Origin of the sequence: Peribacillus sp. NPDC101481 (genome assembly GCF_044767165.1) — a bacterium.
In the GTDB taxonomy this organism is placed as follows: domain Bacteria; phylum Bacillota; class Bacilli; order Bacillales; family DSM-1321; genus Peribacillus.
Window position 1 is genome coordinate 942,987 of sequence record NZ_JBIWNJ010000002.1, and the last position, 21,203, is coordinate 964,189.

The 21,203-nt window shown below is 42.6% G+C and carries 21 protein-coding genes; 19 read left to right on the forward strand and 2 right to left on the reverse strand.

Translation table 11 applies throughout. From position 1 onward, the window contains the following. Window positions 1-34: 34 nt before the first annotated feature. Complete coding sequence (locus ACIROD_RS14615) at window positions 35-1,756, reverse strand: Rqc2 family fibronectin-binding protein (RefSeq protein ID WP_402941761.1); 1,722 nt, start codon at window positions 1,754-1,756, stop codon at window positions 35-37. A gap of 293 nt (window positions 1,757-2,049) precedes the next feature. On the opposite strand from ACIROD_RS14615, the gene ACIROD_RS14620 reads away from it, so the two are divergent. The 18 genes from ACIROD_RS14620 (at window position 2,050) to spoVM (ending at window position 20,202) form a co-directional block, all read left to right on the forward strand. Continuing rightward, window positions 2,050-2,178: a hypothetical protein gene (locus tag ACIROD_RS14620; protein ID WP_260357047.1), complete on the forward strand. Its 129-nt coding sequence runs from the start codon at window positions 2,050-2,052 to the stop codon at window positions 2,176-2,178. Further along, entirely contained in the window at window positions 2,178-4,856 is a 2,679-nt protein-coding gene (locus ACIROD_RS14625) for a calcium-translocating P-type ATPase, SERCA-type (RefSeq protein ID WP_402942945.1), read from the forward strand. Before ACIROD_RS14620 ends, ACIROD_RS14625 begins: the two co-directional genes overlap by 1 nt. Window positions 4,857-5,011: 155 nt before the next feature. Continuing rightward, complete coding sequence (locus ACIROD_RS14630) at window positions 5,012-5,887, forward strand: YicC/YloC family endoribonuclease (RefSeq protein ID WP_101224606.1); 876 nt, start codon at window positions 5,012-5,014, stop codon at window positions 5,885-5,887. Between the two features lie 53 nt (window positions 5,888-5,940). Continuing rightward, entirely contained in the window at window positions 5,941-6,204 is a 264-nt protein-coding gene (gene remA / locus ACIROD_RS14635; RefSeq protein WP_034313813.1) for an extracellular matrix/biofilm regulator RemA, read from the forward strand. 10 nt (window positions 6,205-6,214) lie between these two features. Next, complete coding sequence (gene gmk, locus ACIROD_RS14640) at window positions 6,215-6,829, forward strand: guanylate kinase (RefSeq protein WP_034313809.1); 615 nt, start codon at window positions 6,215-6,217, stop codon at window positions 6,827-6,829. 3 nt (window positions 6,830-6,832) lie between these two features. Further along, window positions 6,833-7,039, forward strand: coding sequence for a DNA-directed RNA polymerase subunit omega (gene rpoZ / locus ACIROD_RS14645; RefSeq protein ID WP_101224607.1), 207 nt, complete (start codon window positions 6,833-6,835; stop codon window positions 7,037-7,039). A gap of 260 nt (window positions 7,040-7,299) precedes the next feature. After that, complete coding sequence (coaBC, locus tag ACIROD_RS14650) at window positions 7,300-8,508, forward strand: bifunctional phosphopantothenoylcysteine decarboxylase/phosphopantothenate--cysteine ligase CoaBC (RefSeq protein ID WP_402941764.1); 1,209 nt, start codon at window positions 7,300-7,302, stop codon at window positions 8,506-8,508. A gap of 6 nt (window positions 8,509-8,514) precedes the next feature. Next, window positions 8,515-10,926, forward strand: a complete 2,412-nt coding sequence (gene priA, locus ACIROD_RS14655; RefSeq protein WP_402941766.1) for a primosomal protein N' — start codon at window positions 8,515-8,517, stop codon at window positions 10,924-10,926. Window positions 10,927-11,021: 95 nt separating this feature from the next. After that, window positions 11,022-11,507, forward strand: coding sequence for a peptide deformylase (def, locus tag ACIROD_RS14660; RefSeq protein ID WP_101224610.1), 486 nt, complete (start codon window positions 11,022-11,024; stop codon window positions 11,505-11,507). Beyond that, window positions 11,504-12,463 (forward strand): methionyl-tRNA formyltransferase, encoded by a 960-nt coding sequence (gene fmt, locus ACIROD_RS14665; protein WP_402941768.1) that lies wholly within the window; start codon window positions 11,504-11,506, stop codon window positions 12,461-12,463. The genes def and fmt overlap by 4 nt, the downstream gene beginning before the upstream one ends. Continuing rightward, window positions 12,450-13,802, forward strand: coding sequence for a 16S rRNA (cytosine(967)-C(5))-methyltransferase RsmB (gene rsmB, locus ACIROD_RS14670; protein WP_101224612.1), 1,353 nt, complete (start codon window positions 12,450-12,452; stop codon window positions 13,800-13,802). Before fmt ends, rsmB begins: the two co-directional genes overlap by 14 nt. Next, window positions 13,802-14,896, forward strand: a complete 1,095-nt coding sequence (gene rlmN / locus ACIROD_RS14675) for a dual-specificity RNA methyltransferase RlmN (RefSeq protein ID WP_101224613.1) — start codon at window positions 13,802-13,804, stop codon at window positions 14,894-14,896. Before rsmB ends, rlmN begins: the two co-directional genes overlap by 1 nt. A gap of 4 nt (window positions 14,897-14,900) precedes the next feature. Further along, complete coding sequence (locus ACIROD_RS14680; RefSeq protein WP_402941771.1) at window positions 14,901-15,650, forward strand: Stp1/IreP family PP2C-type Ser/Thr phosphatase; 750 nt, start codon at window positions 14,901-14,903, stop codon at window positions 15,648-15,650. A 5-nt stretch (window positions 15,651-15,655) separates the two neighbouring features. Then, complete coding sequence (pknB, locus tag ACIROD_RS14685) at window positions 15,656-17,689, forward strand: Stk1 family PASTA domain-containing Ser/Thr kinase (protein ID WP_402941773.1); 2,034 nt, start codon at window positions 15,656-15,658, stop codon at window positions 17,687-17,689. Window positions 17,690-17,712: 23 nt separating this feature from the next. Continuing rightward, complete coding sequence (gene rsgA, locus ACIROD_RS14690; RefSeq protein ID WP_230177534.1) at window positions 17,713-18,594, forward strand: ribosome small subunit-dependent GTPase A; 882 nt, start codon at window positions 17,713-17,715, stop codon at window positions 18,592-18,594. Window position 18,595: 1 nt separating this feature from the next. Then, a complete protein-coding gene (rpe, locus tag ACIROD_RS14695) occupies window positions 18,596-19,243 on the forward strand; it encodes a ribulose-phosphate 3-epimerase (protein ID WP_402941776.1) in 648 nt (215 codons plus the stop codon). Window positions 19,244-19,345: 102 nt separating this feature from the next. Beyond that, a complete protein-coding gene (locus ACIROD_RS14700; RefSeq protein WP_402941778.1) occupies window positions 19,346-19,999 on the forward strand; it encodes a thiamine diphosphokinase in 654 nt (217 codons plus the stop codon). A gap of 122 nt (window positions 20,000-20,121) precedes the next feature. Then, complete coding sequence (gene spoVM, locus ACIROD_RS14705) at window positions 20,122-20,202, forward strand: stage V sporulation protein SpoVM (protein ID WP_034313769.1); 81 nt, start codon at window positions 20,122-20,124, stop codon at window positions 20,200-20,202. 187 nt (window positions 20,203-20,389) lie between these two features. Here spoVM and rpmB read toward each other — a convergent pair whose 3' ends face one another. Then, window positions 20,390-20,578 (reverse strand): 50S ribosomal protein L28, encoded by a 189-nt coding sequence (rpmB, locus tag ACIROD_RS14710; protein ID WP_034313767.1) that lies wholly within the window; start codon window positions 20,576-20,578, stop codon window positions 20,390-20,392. A 252-nt stretch (window positions 20,579-20,830) separates the two neighbouring features. Between rpmB and ACIROD_RS14715 the strand changes: the two genes are divergently transcribed. Beyond that, a complete protein-coding gene (locus ACIROD_RS14715; protein WP_034313762.1) occupies window positions 20,831-21,193 on the forward strand; it encodes an Asp23/Gls24 family envelope stress response protein in 363 nt (120 codons plus the stop codon). Window positions 21,194-21,203: the final 10 nt, after the last annotated feature.

Genomic DNA, 21,203 nt, shown 5'->3' on the forward strand with positions numbered 1-21,203 from the left:
CCCAATCACGGAGGATTGGGCCAACTCTATTTTTTTACTCCTTTACCGCTTCCTTTAAGCGTATGACGGTATCGGCATCAGGTGTAATATATACGGTCTGCTGCTGCTCATAGATCACGAACCCGGGCTTGGAACCATTCGGTTTCTTAACATGGCGAACTTGTGTGAAGTCAACGGGCACTGAACTCGATTGCTTGGCTTTACTGAAGAAAGCTGCTAATACGGCTGCCTCTTTTATCGTTTCTTCACTTGGCGATTCATTTCGAATGACAACATGTGAGCCAGGTATATCTTTGGTATGAAGCCATATTTCATCACGGCGTGCAAACTTATTGGTTAGGTAATCATTTTGTTTATTATTCTTCCCGACAAAAATCAGATCTCCATCTGTAGCATAATATGTTTCAAGCTGCGGTTTTGCATTTGCAGGCTTTTTCATGCCTTTTTTCTTTTTTTGCCGAATGTATCCTTCTTCTTGAAGTTCTTCTCGAATTTCCTCTATATCTCTGGGTGACGCTGATTGAAGCTGCTGGTGCAAGGCTTCAAAATAGGCCAATTCCAATTTTGTTTTTTCGATTTGTTCTTGCACTACTCCGACTGCATTTTTGGACTTTTGGTATCTGGAGAAGTACTTTTGTGCATTATCTGATGGATTTTTTAAAGGGTCAAGCGGGATGGTGACCATATTTTGATCTTCATCATAATAATTGACGACTTCTATTTCCTTCATGCCTTTTTTCATTTGATATAAATTAGCTGTAAGCAGCTCACCGAACAACTGATACTGTTCCCCGCGTTCCGTATCTTTTAATGTACGTTCGAGCTTCCCGATTTTTTTTGTGTTCTTTTCGATTTCATTCGTAATGAAACGTTCTACATCCTGGCTCTTTTGCTTAACCCGATCTCTTTCTGCCTTTCCGAAATAATAGCGGTCGAGCATCTCGCTCAATGAAGGAAACGTACGTTGATTGCCATTCAGATGCTCTAGTGAAAGCATATAAAAAACTTCTTTATTTCCATCTTGTTTGATCGTGGCGGCATATTTTCCCTCCGAGATTTCCTGGATAATACTTAAAAATGCTGAAGGAAGGCTCGTGCTGTTGGCAAGCCCAGCCCGGTAGACGGCTTCCTTTGCAACTAATGGTGAAACTCCGGAAAAATGGGCAACAAGCTGTCGATCCAGCTTTCCTGCATTGAAGTCGATATTCTTCCTGATATCGTCCTCCGTAGCATCGAAGGGATTATTCTTTTCTTGTGCTGGTGGAGCCTTATATTCTTGGCCAGGCAGTATCGCCCGATAACTGTTAACTGCATGTGAAACATGCTTAATGCTGTCCAAAATCATATTCCGTTCTTTATCAACTAAAACAATGTTGCTGTGACGTCCCATGATTTCGATGATTAACTGCTTTTGGGAGACATCACCAAGCTCATTGCGGCCCTTCACTTCAAAAATGATCATTCTATCAAGTTCATATTGATAAATATTTTCTATCGTGTAGCCTTCGAGGTGCTTCCTAAGAAGCATGCAGAACATGGGTGCTTCCTTGGGGTTTTCATAGCTTTCTTCAGTCATTTGCACCCTCGAATAACTTGGGTGGGCTGACAATAAGAGCTTATGGTTCTTACCTCCAGCACGAACAACCAGTATTACTTCATTTTTATAAGGCTGATGTACCTTATTGATTCGTCCACCTTTTAATATAGAAGCGATTTCTTCCGTCATCGCTTTCGTAAATAATCCATCAAATGACATTCTATTTTTACTTCCTTTACATAAGATTTTCTAAGATACTCATTTTGCTAAGCGTTATCAGTGCATTGGACTGCCCATTTTAGCTAATCACAAATTTAAGCGAACTGGGTGGAAAGCTGTAGCTGCCGTTCGGGAATATTGAATGGATGCTATTTTTATAGGTTCCTGAGATAAATCCTAAATTAGACCATCCATCATGATTAGCTTTCGTTCATTCTTTAAATTATCCGCATCGTTCTTCTTTCCGCAATTCTGTTTAATTATAGCATTATTTTGGACGAGTCTGAATAATCATGGAAGAAGAGCAGGTTGTTTTATGTATCGGTAAGCAGGCAGGTGTTGGATGGGTAAAGCAAAAAGCGCCTGTTGAGATGTATACAGGAGCCTATTTCATTCTATTCAAAGGGATGTGTGATACTTGATGGAGTTCAAGGAAATGAATAATCAAGAAATGGAGAAAGCGCTTCAAACAAACGTTACACACGGTTTGGACGATGATGAAGTAAAGGACAGGCTGCGAAAGCATGGCTTTAACGAATTGAAGGAAGGGGAAAAACAGTCTGCCATTCTTTTATTCTTCGCCCAATTCAAAGATTTCATGGTCATCGTTTTACTTGCCGCGACATTGGTCTCCGGGATATTGGGTGAATATATCGATGCGATTGCCATCATGGCGATTGTTTTTTTGAATGGATTACTTGGTTTTTTTCAAGAACGGAAGGCAGAAAAATCCTTGGATGCCCTAAAGGAAATGGCAGCGCCGCAAGTTAACGTGCTTCGAGGTGGACAGTGGCTGAAGATCCCATCGAAGGAAGTCGTTGTGGGGGATATCCTGAAGTTTTCGAGCGGTGACCGAATTGGTGCCGATTTACGGATCGTCGACCATTCAAGCCTTGAAATAGAAGAGTCTGCACTTACCGGAGAGTCACTCCCGGCTGTTAAATGTTCCGATCCATTGATGAATGAAGTCGAAGGTATCGGTGATCAGGAAAATATGGCTTTTATGGGAACGATGGTGACAAGAGGAAATGGAGTCGGAATCGTAACCGCTACAGGTATGAATACGGCGATGGGCAAGATTGCGGATCTCCTGCAGACTGCAGAAACAAAAGAAACACCGCTTCAGCGGAGGTTGGAGCAGTTAGGCAAAATTTTGATCGTCACGGCTTTAATATTAACTGTAATTGTAGTCCTGACTGGTGTCATTCAAGGGCATGACCTCTATACGATGTTTTTGGCCGGGGTATCATTGGCTGTTGCAGCGATTCCCGAAGGCTTGCCAGCCATTGTGACCGTAGCCTTGTCTTTAGGCGTTCAGCGTATGATCAAACAAAAAGCAATTGTCCGCAAGCTTCCTGCTGTAGAAACGCTAGGCTGCGCAACGGTGATTTGCTCAGATAAGACAGGAACACTTACCCAAAACAAAATGACGGTGACGAAGGTTTGGAGTGGAGGGAAAACTTGGGATGTCAGCGGTACTGGTTATAAACCTGTCGGAGAGTTTTCTTTAGAGGGAGTTTCAGTTGCCCCGAGAAACCATAATGCATTGCTGCAAATAATTACATTCGGCATGCTCTGTAACAAAGCTGAGTTAAAGGAGAATGGTAAACAATATATTTTAGACGGTGATCCGACAGAAGGGGCGATGTTGGTCGCGGCAATGAAAGCAGGGTTGACAAGGGAACACCTGTCTAAGGGGTTTACGATAGTGAAGGAGTTTCCATTTGACTCGAGCCGCAAAATGATGAGTGTCATAGTGAAGGATGATAAGGATAATCATTTTGTAATTGCAAAAGGGGCCCCTGACGTATTGATCGCACAGTCCGATACGATTCTTTGGGAAGGCAGGTCGGAAATATTAAATCGGGAGAGTAAGGAAAGGGTACAGCAGGATATGAATGAGCTTGCCTCACAGGCACTTCGAATGATTGCCGTTGGATATAAACCCCTTCCGAAAGGAACGATTTTGCTTCATGAAACCGAAGCTGAGCGCAATTTGACCTTCATGGGGCTGCAGGGCATGATCGATCCCCCGCGTCCGGAGGTGAAGCAGGCTGTTAAGGAATGCAGGGATGCCGGGATCAAAACTGTCATGATTACTGGCGACCATGTAATAACCGCAAAGGCAATAGCTAAAGAACTTGGTATTTTAAAAGGAAAAGACCGTGTACTTGAAGGACGGCAATTGGCGGACATGGATGTCGGGGAACTTGAGGAAGTTGTTGAAAGTGTTTCGGTATTTGCCCGCGTTTCCCCGGAACATAAGTTGAAAATCGTAAAAGCCTTGCAAAATAAAGGACATGTCGTTGCAATGACAGGGGATGGAGTCAATGATGCCCCTGCAATAAAATCAGCGGATATTGGTATATCCATGGGCATCACGGGTACTGATGTCGCGAAGGAAGCTTCTTCCTTGATATTGGTTGATGATAATTTTGCCACAATTAAATCGGCCATCAAAGAAGGCAGGAATATTTATGAAAACATCAGGAAGTTCATCCGTTATCTGCTTGCTTCCAATGTGGGGGAGATCTTGGTCATGTTTTTTGCGATGCTATGTGCATTGCCTTTACCTTTGATACCAATCCAGATCTTATTCGTGAACCTTGTGACTGACGGACTGCCCGCAATGGCGTTGGGTCTGGATGCCGCCGAAGAAGATGTAATGAAAAGAAATCCAAGAAATGCCAATGAAGGTGTTTTTGGAAGAGGGCTTGGCTGGAAGATCATTTCACGCGGTTTTCTGATCGGGGTTTCTACATTGATCGCATTTTATGTTGTATATCGTGCAAATCCCGAAAACCTTGCATATGCACAAACGATTGCGTTCGCTACCTTGGTATTGGCTCAGCTTATACATGTATTCGATTGCCGAAGTGAACGTTCGATCTTCTCGAGAAATCCATTCGGTAACCTTTATCTAGTGGGGGCGGTATTATCCTCCCTATTATTGATGGTAGCCGTCATGTATGTGCAGCCTTTACAAACAATCTTTCATACGGTACCGATTTCGGGAAGGGATTGGCTATTAGTAATAGGAATGGCATCCATTCCAACTTTTTTACTGGCTGGAACCTTTTTAGCAAGAAAAGCACAATGATATATGATATAATCTTTAAGGTGGTAGAGTTTTGCTCTATTGCCTTTTTATTTTTGTAGTATTTTATTTGTGAGCTAAAGTTTTCGTGCTGTAGCTAATATATAATGAATATTAAAGGCTAAATTACTACATTATGTTTGATAGGATGTGGAACCATGGTTACCAGTATGACGGGCTATGGAAGAGAAGAAGCGGAAAACGAACAGGTCAAGGTTTTTGCTGAAATTAAGACCGTGAACCATCGTTTTTGTGAATATACGATTCGAATGCCGCGCCAGCTTTTGGTTTTGGAAGAAAAGGTGAAGAAGAAGGCGAACCAATACATAAGAAGGGGACGGGTGGAAATCTTCATTACAGTTGAAGGTGAGAGCCTGGTTTCCAAAAAGGTGAAGATCGATTGGGATCTTGCTGATCAGTATGTGGGGTTGATGGAAGAAGTCAAGGGAAAATATAATCTGGAAAGTTCCATTACATTACAGGATATGCTGCAACTTGAATCGATTTTCATAACGGAGGAAGTACCTGCGGTTCCTGCCGATTTGGAATCCCTGTTATTGAAGGCTGTCACGGGGGCATTGGAAAATCTGAAAACAATGCGGAATCTGGAAGGTCAGGAACTGGCTTTGGACATGAAACGCCAGCTTGAAAAGTTTGGTGAGATTGTAGCAGGGGTCAAAATGCATGCACCTTCAGTCGTCGAAAAATATAAAGCCCGCTTGGAAATCAAACTGGCAGAGTTGACTGAAGGATTGATCGAAGATAGCCGCATTGTGACAGAAGCGGCCATTTTTGCAGATAAATGTGATATAAATGAAGAACTGACCAGACTCGATAGCCATGTACAGCAATTTTCAAGGACGCTTACCCATAGTGAACCAATTGGAAGGAAACTAGACTTCCTTGTCCAGGAAATGAATAGGGAAGTCAATACGATTGGATCAAAGGCAAATGATTCGGCCATTACCAAAGAAGTGGTGGAAATGAAAAGTCTGCTTGAAAAATTAAAAGAACAGGTTCAAAATATCGAGTAGTCGGTTTATGATGAACCTAACAAGGTGACAATAGGTATGAATGGGGGACAAAAATGTCAATTAAGCTCATTAATATTGGTTTTGGGAATATCGTTTCCGCAAACCGGATCGTATCCATCGTGAGCCCTGAATCGGCTCCGATCAAAAGGATCATCCAAGATGCCCGAGACCGCGGATCCTTAATAGATGCTACATATGGTAGAAGGACTAGGGCCGTTATAATTACAGACAGCGACCATGTTATCTTATCTGCCGTTCAACCGGAAACGGTTGCCGCACGGCTTCAAGATAGAGATGACAGCGTAGAAGAGGGGTAACTGAAACAATATGAGAGAAAAAGGTTTATTAATCGTTTTGTCCGGTCCATCCGGTGTTGGTAAAGGAACTGTAAGAAAGGCGATTTTTTCTCAGCCAGGAACGGCATTCGAATATTCGATTTCGATGACCACACGGCTGCCTCGCCATGGTGAAGTGGACGGAGTGGATTATTTCTTCAAAAAACGCGAGGAATTCGAAGCACTGATCGAGGAAGGCAAATTGCTGGAATATGCTGAGTTCGTCGGTAATTATTATGGAACACCCGTGGATTATGTCCGTGAAACAATCGATTCCGGAAAAGATGTATTTCTGGAAATTGAAGTTCAAGGAGCTAAACAGGTCCGGGAGAAATTCCCTGAAGGACTTTTCATTTTCCTTGCTCCTCCGAGTTTGACCGAACTCGAAAGCCGCATCGTTACTCGCGGAACCGAGACGGAGGAAGCGATAAAAGGACGGATGAAAGTGGCCAAGGAAGAAATAGAACTTATGGATCTGTATGATTATGTTGTTGAAAATGATCATGTGGATGCCGCATGTGCTAGAATTAATGCAATTGTAATAGCCGAGCATTGCCGTCGGGAAAGAGTTGCTGTTTTATATAAAAAAATGCTGGAGGCGGAATAAATTATGTTATATCCATCAATTGATTCTCTATTACTTAAAATCGATTCAAAATACTCACTTGTATCAGTGGCAGCTAAGCGTGCCAGGGAAATGCAAATTAAAGATAATTGCCTCATAACGAAACCGGTTTCCCATAAATCAGTAGGTCGTGCCCTTGAAGAGATTCATTCCGGTAAATTGACTTACGATAATTCTTACGAGGAAAACTAAAAGAACACATAGCTTGACCTATCGGGCCTGACACCCTAAAGCAAACAGGAGCGTTACATTTGGAAAGTGCTTCCTTCCTGCGGCCAAGGTGTCAGGCCTGTTTGTTTTGGTTTTAATAAAGTCCGGAAGTCATTGATGAAGCAGGCAGAGGTATGGAATGTTTAGGAAGATCCATATGTTATTGCGCATTTCAAATGAAATTTCTTCGGTTTTCCGTCATAATTAGAAGAAAATAGAATGTATAGTTAGGGGAAATTTGCATGCTTATCGATAAAAAAGTACTTCTTTGTGTCACCGGCGGGATTGCTGTATATAAGGCTGCTGCCCTGACAAGTAAATTAACTCAGGAAGGTGCACATGTTAAAGTGATCATGAGTGAATCGGCACGTGAATTCGTGACGCCGCTCACCTTTCAAGCACTTTCAAGAAATGATGTGTATACAGATACTTTTGATGAGAAGGATTCATCAGTCATTGCCCACATCGACTTGGCTGATTGGGCTGATATCATCCTGTTGGCTCCAGCTACAGCCAATGTCATCGGAAAGGTAGCCAATGGAATCGCGGATGATATGATTACGACCACACTTCTGGCAACGGAAGCGCCTGTCTGGGTTGCGCCGGCAATGAACGTGCACATGTACGCCCACCCAGCGGTTCAGAAAAATATGGAGACACTTCGTTCGTTTGGATATCAATTCATTGAACCGGGTGAAGGGTATTTGGCCTGCGGCTATGTAGGGAAAGGGCGATTGGAGGAACCGGAAACAATCGTGGAACATCTTAATCGATATTTCGATGAACGTAAATCACACCAACAGCCTCTTAAAGGAAAGAAATATTTGATAACGGCAGGACCGACTCGCGAAGCAATCGATCCCGTGCGTTACGTAACGAATCATTCCAGCGGCAAAATGGGCTATGCCCTAGCCGAAAAGGCAATTGAAATGGGCGCTGAGGTGACATTGATCACTGGCCCAGTGAACTTGACACCGCCCTCCAAGGCCAAAGTGATACCAGTGGTATCAGCAGCAGATATGTATGATGCGGTATTCGATCAGTTCGATTCCAGTAACGTCGTAATCATGACCGCTGCAGTGGCTGACTATAAACCGAAGATTTATCATGATCAAAAGATGAAAAAGCAGCCAGGGGAAAATGTGATGGAATTTGAACGGACAAAGGATATCCTCATGGAACTCGGTGAAAATAAAACTCATCAGTTCTTGGTAGGCTTTGCGGCTGAAACGAACAATGTTGAAGAATACGCAAGAGGGAAATTAGCCAAAAAGAATGCAGATATGATCGTTGCCAATAATGTTACCGCCCCAGGGGCAGGATTTGGAACGGATACGAACATCGTGACTATTTACAATAAGGATGGAAATTCGACCGAACTTCCAAAAATGAGTAAAGCGGATATAGCTAAAAGCATCCTGGCAGAAGTATCTCGCATGCAAAAGGAATGATGTCATATGGATATAGCATCCGTCATCGTGGATGTACCTGCTAAACAAACGGATCGAGAATTCGACTATCGCATACCTGAAAAGTGGAGCCAAGTCATCAAACCCGGAATGCGGGTCATCGTCCCGTTCGGTCCAAGAATGGTTCAGGGATTCGTCACAGGTTTAAAAGCTAAAAGCGACTTTGCGAAATTACGCAATATAAAAGAACCAATGGATTTGGAGCCCATCCTTAATGATGAATTGCTTCAGCTGGGTGACTGGTTGACCAAAGAGGCGATGTGTTTTAAAATTTCAGCGCTACAGGCCATGCTTCCGGCAGCGATGAAAGCAAAGTATGAAAAAGTGATCAAAGTCGTTGAAGATAAAAAGGATCAGCTGCCCCCATTCATTCAAAACCTTTTCGGGAAAAATGATTCAATATCTTGGAAAGACGTGATTGAAGGGGAGAACGCTTCACTTTTCCAAAAGGAAATGCAAAATGGCAATCTTGAGCTCGTATATAATGTGAAAAACCGACTTAATAAGAAGACAGTCCGTGTCATAAAATCTTTACTTTCCCCTGAGGAACTGAAAGAAATGGCATCAGCCATGTCAAGCAATGCAAAAAAACAAATGGAACTCCTTCAATACTTTATTGAACATCAAGAACCCATTCCGTTAAAAGAATTGCTTGAATTGATGAACACATCAAGCGGTACCGTCAAATCCCTAGTGTCAAAAGGGGCCTTGGCGGAAATGGATCAAGAAATATACCGTGATCCTTATGAAAACCGTGTTTTCGAAAAATCCACTCCCTTTACACTTACAGCTGAACAAACAACTGCGTTGAAGCCTATCCAAGAGAAAATACATCATGATGAACATGATGTTTTCCTTTTATATGGTGTAACCGGAAGCGGGAAGACGGAAGTGTATCTACAGGCAATTGCATCTGTCATTGAAAAAGGGAAGGAAGCCATCATGCTTGTACCTGAAATCTCCTTAACTCCTCAGACGGTGAAGAGGTTTAAGGAAAGGTTTGGGGAGCAGGTAGCTGTCATGCATAGCGGTTTATCCGTAGGTGAAAAATATGATGAATGGCGGAAAATTCACCGTAAAGAAGTAAAAGTGGTGGTGGGCGCGCGCTCCGCCGTGTTTGCTCCTTTTGAAAACCTGGGGCTGGTCATCATTGATGAAGAGCATGAATCCAGCTATAAGCAAGAAGAAACGCCAAGGTACCACGCCAGGGACGTAGCCATTGAAAGAGCAAAATCATATAGGTGTCCGGTTATTCTTGGCAGCGCGACACCTACACTTGAATCTTTTGCGCGAGCCAAGAAAAATGTCTATAAATTATTGACACTTAGCCAGAGGATGAATAAAAGTGCGTTGCCAGCAGTGGATATTGTAGATATGCGAGAAGAACTAAGAACCGGAAATCGTTCCATGTTTTCGGAGCTGCTCTTTACCAAGCTGAAAGACCGGCTTGAGAAGGGGGAGCAAACAGTTCTGATGTTAAATAAAAGGGGACATTCTTCCTTTGTGATGTGCCGAAGCTGCGGATTGGTCATCAACTGCCCTAATTGTGACATTTCACTCACATATCATCGCTTTAATGATATAATGAAATGCCATTATTGCGGTTTTGAAGAGGGAATGCCTTCCGCATGCCCTGAATGTGAAAGTGAACATATAAGGTTCTTCGGTACAGGCACTCAAAAGGTTGAAGAAGAGCTTGCGAAAATTCTCCCTGAAGCACGGGTCATACGGATGGATGTTGACACGACGAGTAAGAAGGGTTCACATGAGCGGTTACTGAATGCCTTTGGTGAAGGGAAGGCCGATATATTGTTAGGCACCCAAATGATTGCCAAGGGCCTTGATTTTCCTAATATCACCCTTGTTGGAGTCCTTTCAGCTGATACGATGCTGCATCTGCCTGATTTCCGTTCTTCGGAAAAGACATTCCAGCTGCTGACACAGGTCAGCGGAAGGGCAGGACGTCATCAGCTTCCGGGAGAAGTGGTCATCCAAACCTATACACCTGAGCACTACAGCATCGAGCTTTCTGCCTTTCAGGATTATGATGCTTTTTATGAACGGGAGATGCATCTAAGGAGGCAAAGTCATTACCCTCCGTATTATTATGTTGTCCTTATTACCGTTTCACATGAAGATTTAATGAAGACAGTGAGTGTCACTGAGAAGATCACGAATTATTTAGGCTCACGATTGAATCGGGATTCTATCGTACTAGGTCCGGTTGCTTCCCCCATTAGTCGAATCAACAATAGATATCGCTACCAATGTCTGATAAAATACAAACGAGAGCCGGACCTGAATCAGCATTTACGCACACTTTTGGAGCATTACCAAAAAGAAACCGCTCAGAATCATTTGCAGATTTCAATAGATTTAAATCCACAGATCATGATGTAATTGTTTAAGAGATGGATGATTACCGCGAGCTGTCACAGCTTGCGTTTTTATATAATGAAGTGCTGTTTTTCATATCTAGGAGGTTACCATTAATTTTGGCTATTTTACCGATTGTCTTGTTTCCTGAAAAAATTTTACAACAAAAATGCGATAAAGTAACAAGTTTTGATAAAAAGTTGGCAAAGCTGTTAAATAACATGTATGAAACGATGGTGGAGGCGGATGGAGTTGGACTTGCAGCACCTCAGGTTGGCGTGAAAAAGCAAGTGGCCGTCGTTGAAATAGAGGAAGGATCAGGTGCAATCGAACTGATTAATCCGGAAGTGCTGGAAATGGAAGGCGAACAGACAGGTGTTGAAGGATGCTTGAGCTTCCCAAGTTTATATGGCGAAGTAACGCGTCCATACCGTGTCAAAGTCCGGGCACAAGACCGAAAAGGATCTTTTTTCGAGATAGAAGCGGAAGATTTCCTTGCAAGGGCCCTTCAGCACGAAATCGACCATCTGCAAGGAGTTTTATTTACAAGTAAGGTTTCCCGGTATATTTCGGAAGAAGAGTTAGAAAGGTATGGAGAAGAATGACGAAAATAATATTTATGGGTACACCGGACTTTTCAGTGCCGGTATTGAAAAGAATCATTGATGAAGGGTATGATGTGATCGCTGTTGTCACACAGCCCGATCGTCCAGTAGGCCGCAAAAAAGTGCTGACGCCGCCTCCAGTTAAGGTCGAAGCTGAAAAGCATGGGATTCCCGTTTATCAGCCCGAAAAAATCCGTGAAAAAGAAGAACTGGAAAAGATTATCTCCTTGAATGCTGACTTGGTGGTGACGGCGGCTTTCGGACAAATCCTTCCGAATGAATTGCTGGATGCCCCTAAGTACGGATGTATTAATGTACATGCCTCCCTGCTTCCAGAACTGCGTGGTGGGGCGCCCATTCATTATTCCATTTTACAGGGGAAAGAAAAGACTGGGATAACCATCATGTATATGGCGGAAAAATTGGATGCCGGTGATATATTGACTCAGGCGGAAGTTGCTATCGAAGAACAAGATAATGTCGGAACGCTGCATGATAAATTAAGCAAGATAGGGTCGGATTTACTTGCAGAGACACTTCCGAAACTTATTAATGAGGAGTTACAGCCGATCAAGCAGGATGAGGCTAGAGCGTCTTTTGCACCTAACATCAAGCGGTCAGAGGAAAGAATCGACTGGTCGAAATCAGGAGAAGACATCTTTAACCATGTACGCGGCCTGAATCCTTGGCCTGTTGCTTATACAACCTTAGAAGGGTCCATTTTGAAGATTTGGCAGGTAAAGAAACTGGAAGATGGCAATCAGGCTGCGCCGGGCACGGTCATTGATGTACAAAATGATGGTTTCATCGTTTCGACAGGCAATGAGACGGCAATACTGGTTACAGAACTGCAGCCTTCAGGAAAGAAAAAAATGCCGGCGAAAGATTACTTGCGCGGAGCCGGATCGTTCATTAAAGCAGGCATGAAGTTAGGAGAACAGAATGAAGCAAACTAAAAAGGGAGTACGTGAAATCGCTCTCGATATTTTGGAATCTGTAGAGAAAAACCAATCCTACAGTAACCTATTATTGAACAACTTGATTAAAAAGCACCAGTTATCCGTCGTGGACAGCGGTTTGCTTACAGAAATAAGCTACGGTACCATACAGCGTAAGATGACTTTGGATTATTATTTGAGCCCATATATTAAACAGCCTAAAAAAACGCAAAGCTGGGTCATTAATTTACTTAGGCTTTCCGTTTATCAAATGGTCTATTTAGATAAAGTGCCTGATCATGCAATCATTTTCGAGGCTGTCGAAATTTCTAAAAAACGCGGACACAAGGGTACATCTTCAATGGTCAATGGCGTCCTCCGTAACATCCAAAGGAATGGTGTTCCTTCTTTAGATGAAATTAAAGATGATCTGGAACGGCTTTCCATAGAAGTAAGTCATCCAATTTGGCTTGTAAAGCGTTGGGTAGAGCAATTTGGCTATGAAAAAACCAAGGAAATGTGTGAAATCAATTTAACTGCGCCATTACAGACGGGTCGGGTTAATTTAAAAAAGATTTCACGCCGTGAACTGATCAGCATATTAACGGAAGAAGGATATGATGTTGAAGCAAGTGAAGTCATTCCCGAAGCAATTGTCAGCTATAAAGGGAATCTTGCTCATTCGGAAAGCTATAAATTGGGTTATTTATCGATTCAGGACGAGAGTTCAATGCTTGTTGCCCATGCATTGGGTGCGAATGAAAATGATGCTGTACTCGATTGCTGTGCCGCACCTGGAGGGAAAACGACCCATATCGCAGAAGGCTTGACCACTGGACAAGTATATGCTCTCGACCTTCATGAGCATAAGGTCAAGCTCATTAAAGAGCAGGCGGAGCGCCTAAAGCTCAGAAACAATATTAAGACAATGGCCCTTGATAGCAGAAAAGTGCAAGAACACTTCAATAAGGAAGGTTTTGACAGGGTCCTGATCGATGCACCATGTTCCGGGTTGGGAGTCATGCGCCGGAAGCCTGATGTAAAGTACACTAAAACAAAAGATGATATAATGAAACTCTCAAGTATACAAAAACAATTATTGGAATCGGCTGCCCCGCTTGTAAAGCAAGGCGGACGGTTAGTATATAGTACCTGTACGGTGGATAAAGAAGAAAATGACAAAGTCGCTGCAGCATTTTTGGAAAGCCACCCGGATTTTGAAAGCGATGCAACCTTGTCCGCAAGAATGCCTGAAAGCGTTCAGCCATTCATCGAGGGTCATACGCTGCAAGTTTTTCCGCAATATTTTAGCAGTGACGGATTCTTTATTGCGAGTTTTAGAAAGAAGGTGCTGTAATGGCAGAAATCACTAAATCATCTAGAGTAAGAAAAGATACGACACCAGAAAAACCATCGATTTACTCATTGGAGCTACACCAAATTAAAGATTGGCTTGTTCAAAATGGAGAAAAGGCATTCCGGGCCGATCAAGTATATGACTGGCTTTATAAAAAACGTGTCTCCAGTTTTGAAGATATGTCCAACCTTTCGAAATCATTACGGGATAAGCTGGAAGCGCAATTCACCTTCACAACTTTGAAAACCTTGATTCAGCAAACGTCCAATGACGGAACGATGAAGTTTTTATTTGAACTCCAAGATGGTTATTCGATAGAAACGGTGCTGATGCGCCATGAATACGGAAACTCCATTTGCGTGACAACGCAGGTAGGATGTAGAATTGGCTGTACATTCTGTGCGTCGACATTAGGCGGTTTAAAGCGGAATCTTGAATCAGGGGAAATAGTTGCCCAAGTCGTAAAAGTTCAGCAAGCACTTGACGAATCGGAAGAACGTGTTAGTTCTGTCGTAATCATGGGTATAGGTGAACCGTTTGATAACTACGATAATATGATGTCATTCTTGAAGAATATAAACCATGAAAAGGGCTTAAACATCGGGGCACGTCATATTACCGTTTCCACAAGTGGGATCATTCCTAAGATCTATAAGTTTGCCGAAGAAAGCATGCAAATAAACTTTGCTGTTTCCCTTCATGCGCCGAATACGGAATTGAGAAGTAAATTGATGCCGATCAATAAGGCCTACAAACTTCCAGACTTGATCGAAGCAATCAAGTACTATACAGAAAAAACAGGTCGCCGTGTAAGTTTTGAATATGGTCTATTCGGTGGCGAGAATGATACAGTGGAGCACGCTGAAGAATTAGCAGCTTTAATAAAAGGGATAAAATGCCATGTCAACTTAATACCGGTTAACTATGTGCCTGAACGCAACTATGTACGAACACCTCGGGACCAAATTTTTGAGTTTGAAAAAACATTGAAGAAGCGCGGCATTAATGTAACGATCCGAAGGGAACAAGGCAGTGATATTGACGCAGCCTGCGGCCAGCTTCGGGCCAAGGAGCGCAAAGAAGAGACGAGGTGACCCTATGAGGGCAATATTTAAGACAGACCGTGGAAAAGTCCGCCAGCATAATGAAGATAATGGCGGAATCTTTAAGAACTCGGAAGGCGTACGCCTTGCCATCGTTGCAGATGGCATGGGCGGCCACCGCGCCGGGGATGTAGCCAGTGCAATGACGATAGACCTTCTGAAAAAGGGCTGGGAAGCATCAACCGGAATCGAAACGGCAAATGAGGCCGAGGATTGGCTGAAGCAGCAAATCTTCTCGGTCAATCAGTTGCTTTTTGAACATGCAGAAGCGAATACGGAATGTAAGGGCATGGGTACCACCATTGTTGCAGCCATTTGCACCGACAAGTTTGCTACGATTGCCAACATCGGGGACAGCCGGTGTTATTTGTATAATGAGAGCGGTTTTAAGCAGGTCACGGAAGATCATTCACTCGTTAACGAATTGGTCCGTTCCGGTCAGATTTCGAAGGAAGATGCCGAAAACCATCCACGGAAAAATGTTTTATTACGAGCCTTGGGGACAGAAATGCAAGTGGAAATGGACATTATGACGGTCATCTTCGAAGAAAATGATTTACTGTTGCTTTGCTCGGATGGATTGACGAATAAAGTGAGTGAACAGGAACTGGAAGAAACGGTAACCAATGGACAGTCACTTGAAGAAAAGGCGAATTCATTAATAGATAAGGCCAATCACTATGGTGGGGAAGATAATATCACACTTGTGCTTGTTCAATTTACTGAAGAAAGTGAAAGCAGGTGAATTGAATGTTGATTGGTAGAAGAATCAACGGCCGTTATAAGCTGCTCGAGATGGTTGGCGGCGGCGGTATGGCGAATGTTTACCTTGCAAGGGATATGATCTTAGATAGGGATGTCGCATTGAAAATCCTTCGCATGGATTTTAATAATGACGAAGAGTTCATCAAGCGCTTCAATCGGGAAGCCCAATCGGCAACCAGTTTGGCCCATCCCAATATCGTAAGCATTTATGATGTTGGTGAAGAAGATTCCATCTATTATATTGTAATGGAATACGTTGACGGATTTACACTTAAGCAATACATACAAAAATATTATCCAATTCCAGTTTATGAGGCCTTGGATATCATGAGGCAAATTACGGCAGCGATTTCCCATGCCCATCATAATGGGATCATTCATCGTGATATCAAGCCACAGAACATTTTGATTGATAAAGAAGGAACCGTCAAGATTACGGACTTCGGCATAGCATTGGCACTAAGTGCAACAAACATAACGCAGACCAACGCAGTCTTGGGGTCGGTTCATTATTTATCTCCTGAACAGGCCAGAGGCGGTATGGCAAATAAGAAGTCGGACATTTATTCACTTGGCATCGTCATGTTTGAATTGTTGACGGGAAGATTGCCATTTTCGGGTGAATCAGCCGTGTCGATTGCTCTTAAACATTTACAATCGGAAACTCCGTCGCCAAAACGCTGGAACTCTGAAATACCCCAGAGTGTGGAAAATATTATCTTGAAAGCGACAGCCAAAGATTCATATTACCGCTATGAAAGCGTAGACTCGATGGAAGATGATATACGGACGTCGCTTAATCCTGAGCGTTCAAATGAACTGCCTTTTGCCATTCCCGAAGATCATGATGCAACAAAAGCCATCCCCGTCATAACGGACGATCAGCTTTCCAGCGTCGATGAGACAATTATAAGGGGTCCTGAAAAAAACACTTTAGTTTATGTGGATGATGAGGAAACTGATTCTGAAGCAGAGAGTAAATCGAAAAAGAAACAGAAGAAACAAAAGAAACAGAAAAAACAAAAAAACAAGTCGGATCATAAAGGTAAAAAACGAAGAAACATGCCTGCAATCCTGGTGACCACCTTTTTAGTTCTCGCCCTGCTTGCTGTTTTATCTGTCTTTGTTGTACCCCCCCTCCTTGTCTCGAAGGAAGTGACGATCCCAGACCTTAAAGGGGAAGAATTGGATGATGCCATTACTGAATTGCTTGAATTGGATTTGAAAGTTGGAGATACGATCGAGATTGAAGATGAAGAGGTTGAAGCTGGTCTTGTGATCAAAACCAACCCTAAGGAAGGTAAGACGGTCAAGGAAGGTGCAGTCATCGATATTTATCAAAGCATTGGTAAAGAGACGATTTCATTGTCAAGCTATGAAGGTCGAGACTACTCTGATGTTAAATCCCTGCTTGAGAAAATGGGATTCAAAAACATAAGCGTGACCGAAAAATATGATGACAGTGCAGCCGGCACGATCATTGAACAAACGCCCTCGGGTGCCACTGAGGTCGTACCATCCGAAACGGAGCTTGAGCTAACGGTCAGTAAAGGGGCAGATCTCCTGAGCTTGAAGAACTTAACTGGGTTCAATAAAGCTGGTCTGGATGATTATTCCAGTGAAAGTGGTATAAAGATCGATGTCGAAGAAGAAATCTATGATGATTCCGTAGCGGAGGGGCTTGTCATTTCCCAGTCACCGGAACCTGCTACGAAGGTGGAAAAGGGCAGTACTGTGAAAGTGGTCATTTCAAAAGGGAAAGAGGAGATTCCTCCCAAGAGTGTAACGGAGGAAATCAAAATCGAGTATGATCCTGTTGAGCCAGGCAAATCACAAAAAATACAAATTTTCATCGAGGATATCGACAATAGCATGACGGAGCCACAAGAAACATTCTATATATTGCAAGATGCGAAGAGAACGATCGAATTAATGGTTACCCCAGATAAGAAAGCAGGATATAAAGTCATGCGGGACAATCAGGTCATCATTGACGAATCCGTCTCATATCCAGAATAATTTTATTAATTAGGAGTGTGGTTATGCCCGAAGGAAAAATTATCAAAGCATTAAGTGGATTTTATTATGTCCTTGATGGTGAAGAGGTCTATCAATGCCGTGGAAGAGGCCTGTTCAGGAAGAATAAGGTAACCCCGCTCGTGGGTGATTATGTTGTTTTTGAAGCGGAAAATAAAACGGACGGGACCGTGACCGAAATAAAACCGCGAAAGAATGAATTGATACGTCCGCAAATCTCGAATGTAGACCAGGCAATCCTTGTCTTTTCGGCAGTAGAACCTGATTTCAGTCCGGCATTGCTTGATCGATTCCTCGTACTGATTGAAGATAACGAAATTGAACCGATTATCGTGGTGACGAAACTGGACTTGGTTACAGCTGAAAACCAAAAGAAATTGTCTCAGTATATCAAAGACTATCAGAAACTTGGCTATACTGTCCTGGAAACATCTTCTGTTACCGCTGGAGGAATTGAAGAACTAGTGCCGTATTTAGAAGGAAAAACCAGTGTATTTGCCGGGCAGTCAGGTGTTGGGAAATCGTCTTTGCTGAATGCAATCAATCCTGAATTGGCTTTAAAGACGGATGATATTTCTTCACACCTGGGACGTGGGAAGCATACCACCCGCCACGTTGAATTGATTCATATCGGCTCTGGACTTGTCGCGGATACTCCAGGGTTCAGTTCACTTGAATTCATGGAAATGGAAGCTGAAAGGTTATCCTATTGCTTCCCGGAAATGCATAAGCATGGGGAAGACTGTAAATTCAGGGCCTGCCTGCACGATAAAGAACCAAAGTGTGCAGTGAAGGAAGCGGTTGATGCCGGGGAAATTCCACGTTATCGATATGAACATTATATGCAATTCCTAGAAGAAATCAGAGATAGAAAGCCGAGGTATTAAAATGGTTAAAATCGCACCATCCATTTTATCAGCTGACTTTGCAAAATTGGGAGAAGAAATTCTTGATGTGGAAAGGGGCGGAGCGGATTTAATCCATGTAGATGTCATGGATGGGCATTTCGTGCCGAATATAACGATAGGCTCACTAATTGTCGATGCTATCCGTCCCATAACAAAGCTTCCGCTTGATGTTCATTTAATGATCGAACAACCAGATCGTTATATCGAGGCCTTTGCGAAAGCAGGAGCCGATTATATAACTGTTCATGTAGAGGCATGCACACACTTGCATCGGACGATCCAATTGATTAAATCTTTTGGTGTAAAGGCAGGCGTGGTGCTTAATCCAGCCACTCCAGCTTCATTGATCCAACCTATAATCGGAGATATTGACATGGTATTGTTGATGACGGTCAATCCTGGTTTTGGCGGACAAAAGTTCATTAAATCCGTTCTTCCCAAAATTGCCGAAGTGAAGGCGATGGCGGAAATGTATAATCAAAATCTGGAAATAGAGATTGATGGTGGAGTAAATGAAGAAACGGCTAAACTATGTATTGAACAAGGGGCGACAATCCTTGTGGCTGGCTCGGCAATATATAATCAAGAAGATCGAAACGCAGCGATTCAAAAGATTCGGGGAAAGTGATATAAGCCGACACTATCATATTCGTATGATGGTGATCGGCTTTTTTTATCAATCAAACATAGGGATCTTTGATATGAATATGTAAAGAAAAGGATGATTTCGATGATTATTAGTATTATGGCTGGAGGTCCGGAATGTTTTTGGCCGGATCTGACATGGTATAAGGAGAAGACTGACCTTTGGGTCGGGGTTGACAGGGGAGTATGGTCTTTGCTTGAAAAAGGTATCGAACCTAGATTCGGTTTTGGGGATTTTGATTCAGTTTCGGAAGGTGAATACAGGAAAATTGAGCAAAGGCTGGAACAAATCAATATATATTCTTCGGAAAAGGATGAAACGGATTTAGAGATCGCATTTAAATGGGCAATAGGGCAAAAGCCAAGTGAAATTCACATTCTGGGCGCAACAGGGGGAAGAATGGACCATTTTCTTGGGAATATTCAGCTGCTCCAAAAAGAAAGTGTCCTCCCTCATCATGGCGATATGGATATATACATAGTCGATCGGCAAAATATATTCACGGTAAAAACAGCAGGTTCATATGGGGTCACTGCTTTAAAAGATAAGAAATACTTGTCATTGCTCCCCGTAACGGCTGAAGTCACCGGCATTACACTTTCGGGTTTCAAATACCCGCTGGATGATGCAAGCTTGGAAATAGGTTCGACGCTTTGCATCAGCAATGAACTAATTTCCGAATCTGGGAATGTTTCATTTGAGAAAGGCATATTAATGGTGATAAGAAGCAGTGATTAAAATTCATGCTTAGAGCAGATTCGGATATAATTACGATCATCCTATATCCGCTTAAAAGCTTATGTTGTAATAGAAAAATTCCACTTCATCTTTAATTGTGGGATGCAAAGAGGAGGGGCATGATGAAATTTTATACGATTAAATTGCCAAAAGTTCTGGGCAGTTTGGTAAGGGCTATGCTCGGAGCGTTTAAAAAAGGCTGATACTTATCTCCATGACACCTCTCAAATTAAGGGAGGTGTTATTTTTTCGGTAAAAAGGGGCGGCCATCCATTAATGGGTGAAGGCCCCCTCCTTGATGCAGGAAAGACCTGATCAACGAATTGAAACCATCCCCATTAAATACTGGCCATTACAAGTAAAAAGGCATCCTAAGAGGATGCCGTAACATTATACGCGTTCTACTTTGCCCGATTTAAGAGCTCTTGCAGAAACGTATACACGTTTAGGTTTACCGTCAACTAAAATACGTACTTTTTGAAGGTTAGCGCCCCATGTACGCTTGCTAGCGTTCATTGCGTGAGAGCGGCTGTTACCAGAACGAGTTCTTCTTCCAGTGATTACACATTTACGTGCCATGTCAAATTCCCTCCTAACTACAACAAGCTTAAGTTTTTCGCAGTCGTCTTAAGTCTTTGTAAAATACTTTAATAATTTATCATACCTACCGTTAGAATGCAATACTTCAGTTAATTACTTTCAAGAAAAAAACCTTGACATACATACTTCAAAATTGAATTATATATAGTACCGTAAGACATTTACTTTTAAAACCATAGACATTATAGTAAAATGTCTTTAGTTGATTTGATTTTTGGGAGGGAAAAGAAAATGTCTATCGAATTACAAACGAAGTATGGACAAATTGATATCTCTAATGAGGTTATCGCTACTGTAGCAGGCGGCGCAGCCGTGGATTGCTACGGAATTATAGGAATGTCTTCCAAAAAACAATTTAAAGACGGCATTGCCGAAATTTTAAGAAAAGAAAACTTTACTAAAGGTGTAATTGTCCGACAAGAAGAGGAAGAAGTTCATATCGATATGTATATTATCGTAAGTTATGGAACGAAAATCTCGGAAGTTGCACATAATGTGCAATCAAAGGTAAAGTACACCCTGGACAAAACTGTAGGATTAGCTGTTGATTCCGTCAACATTTTTGTACAGGGAGTTCGTGTGACGAACCCTTAAGTATAGGAGG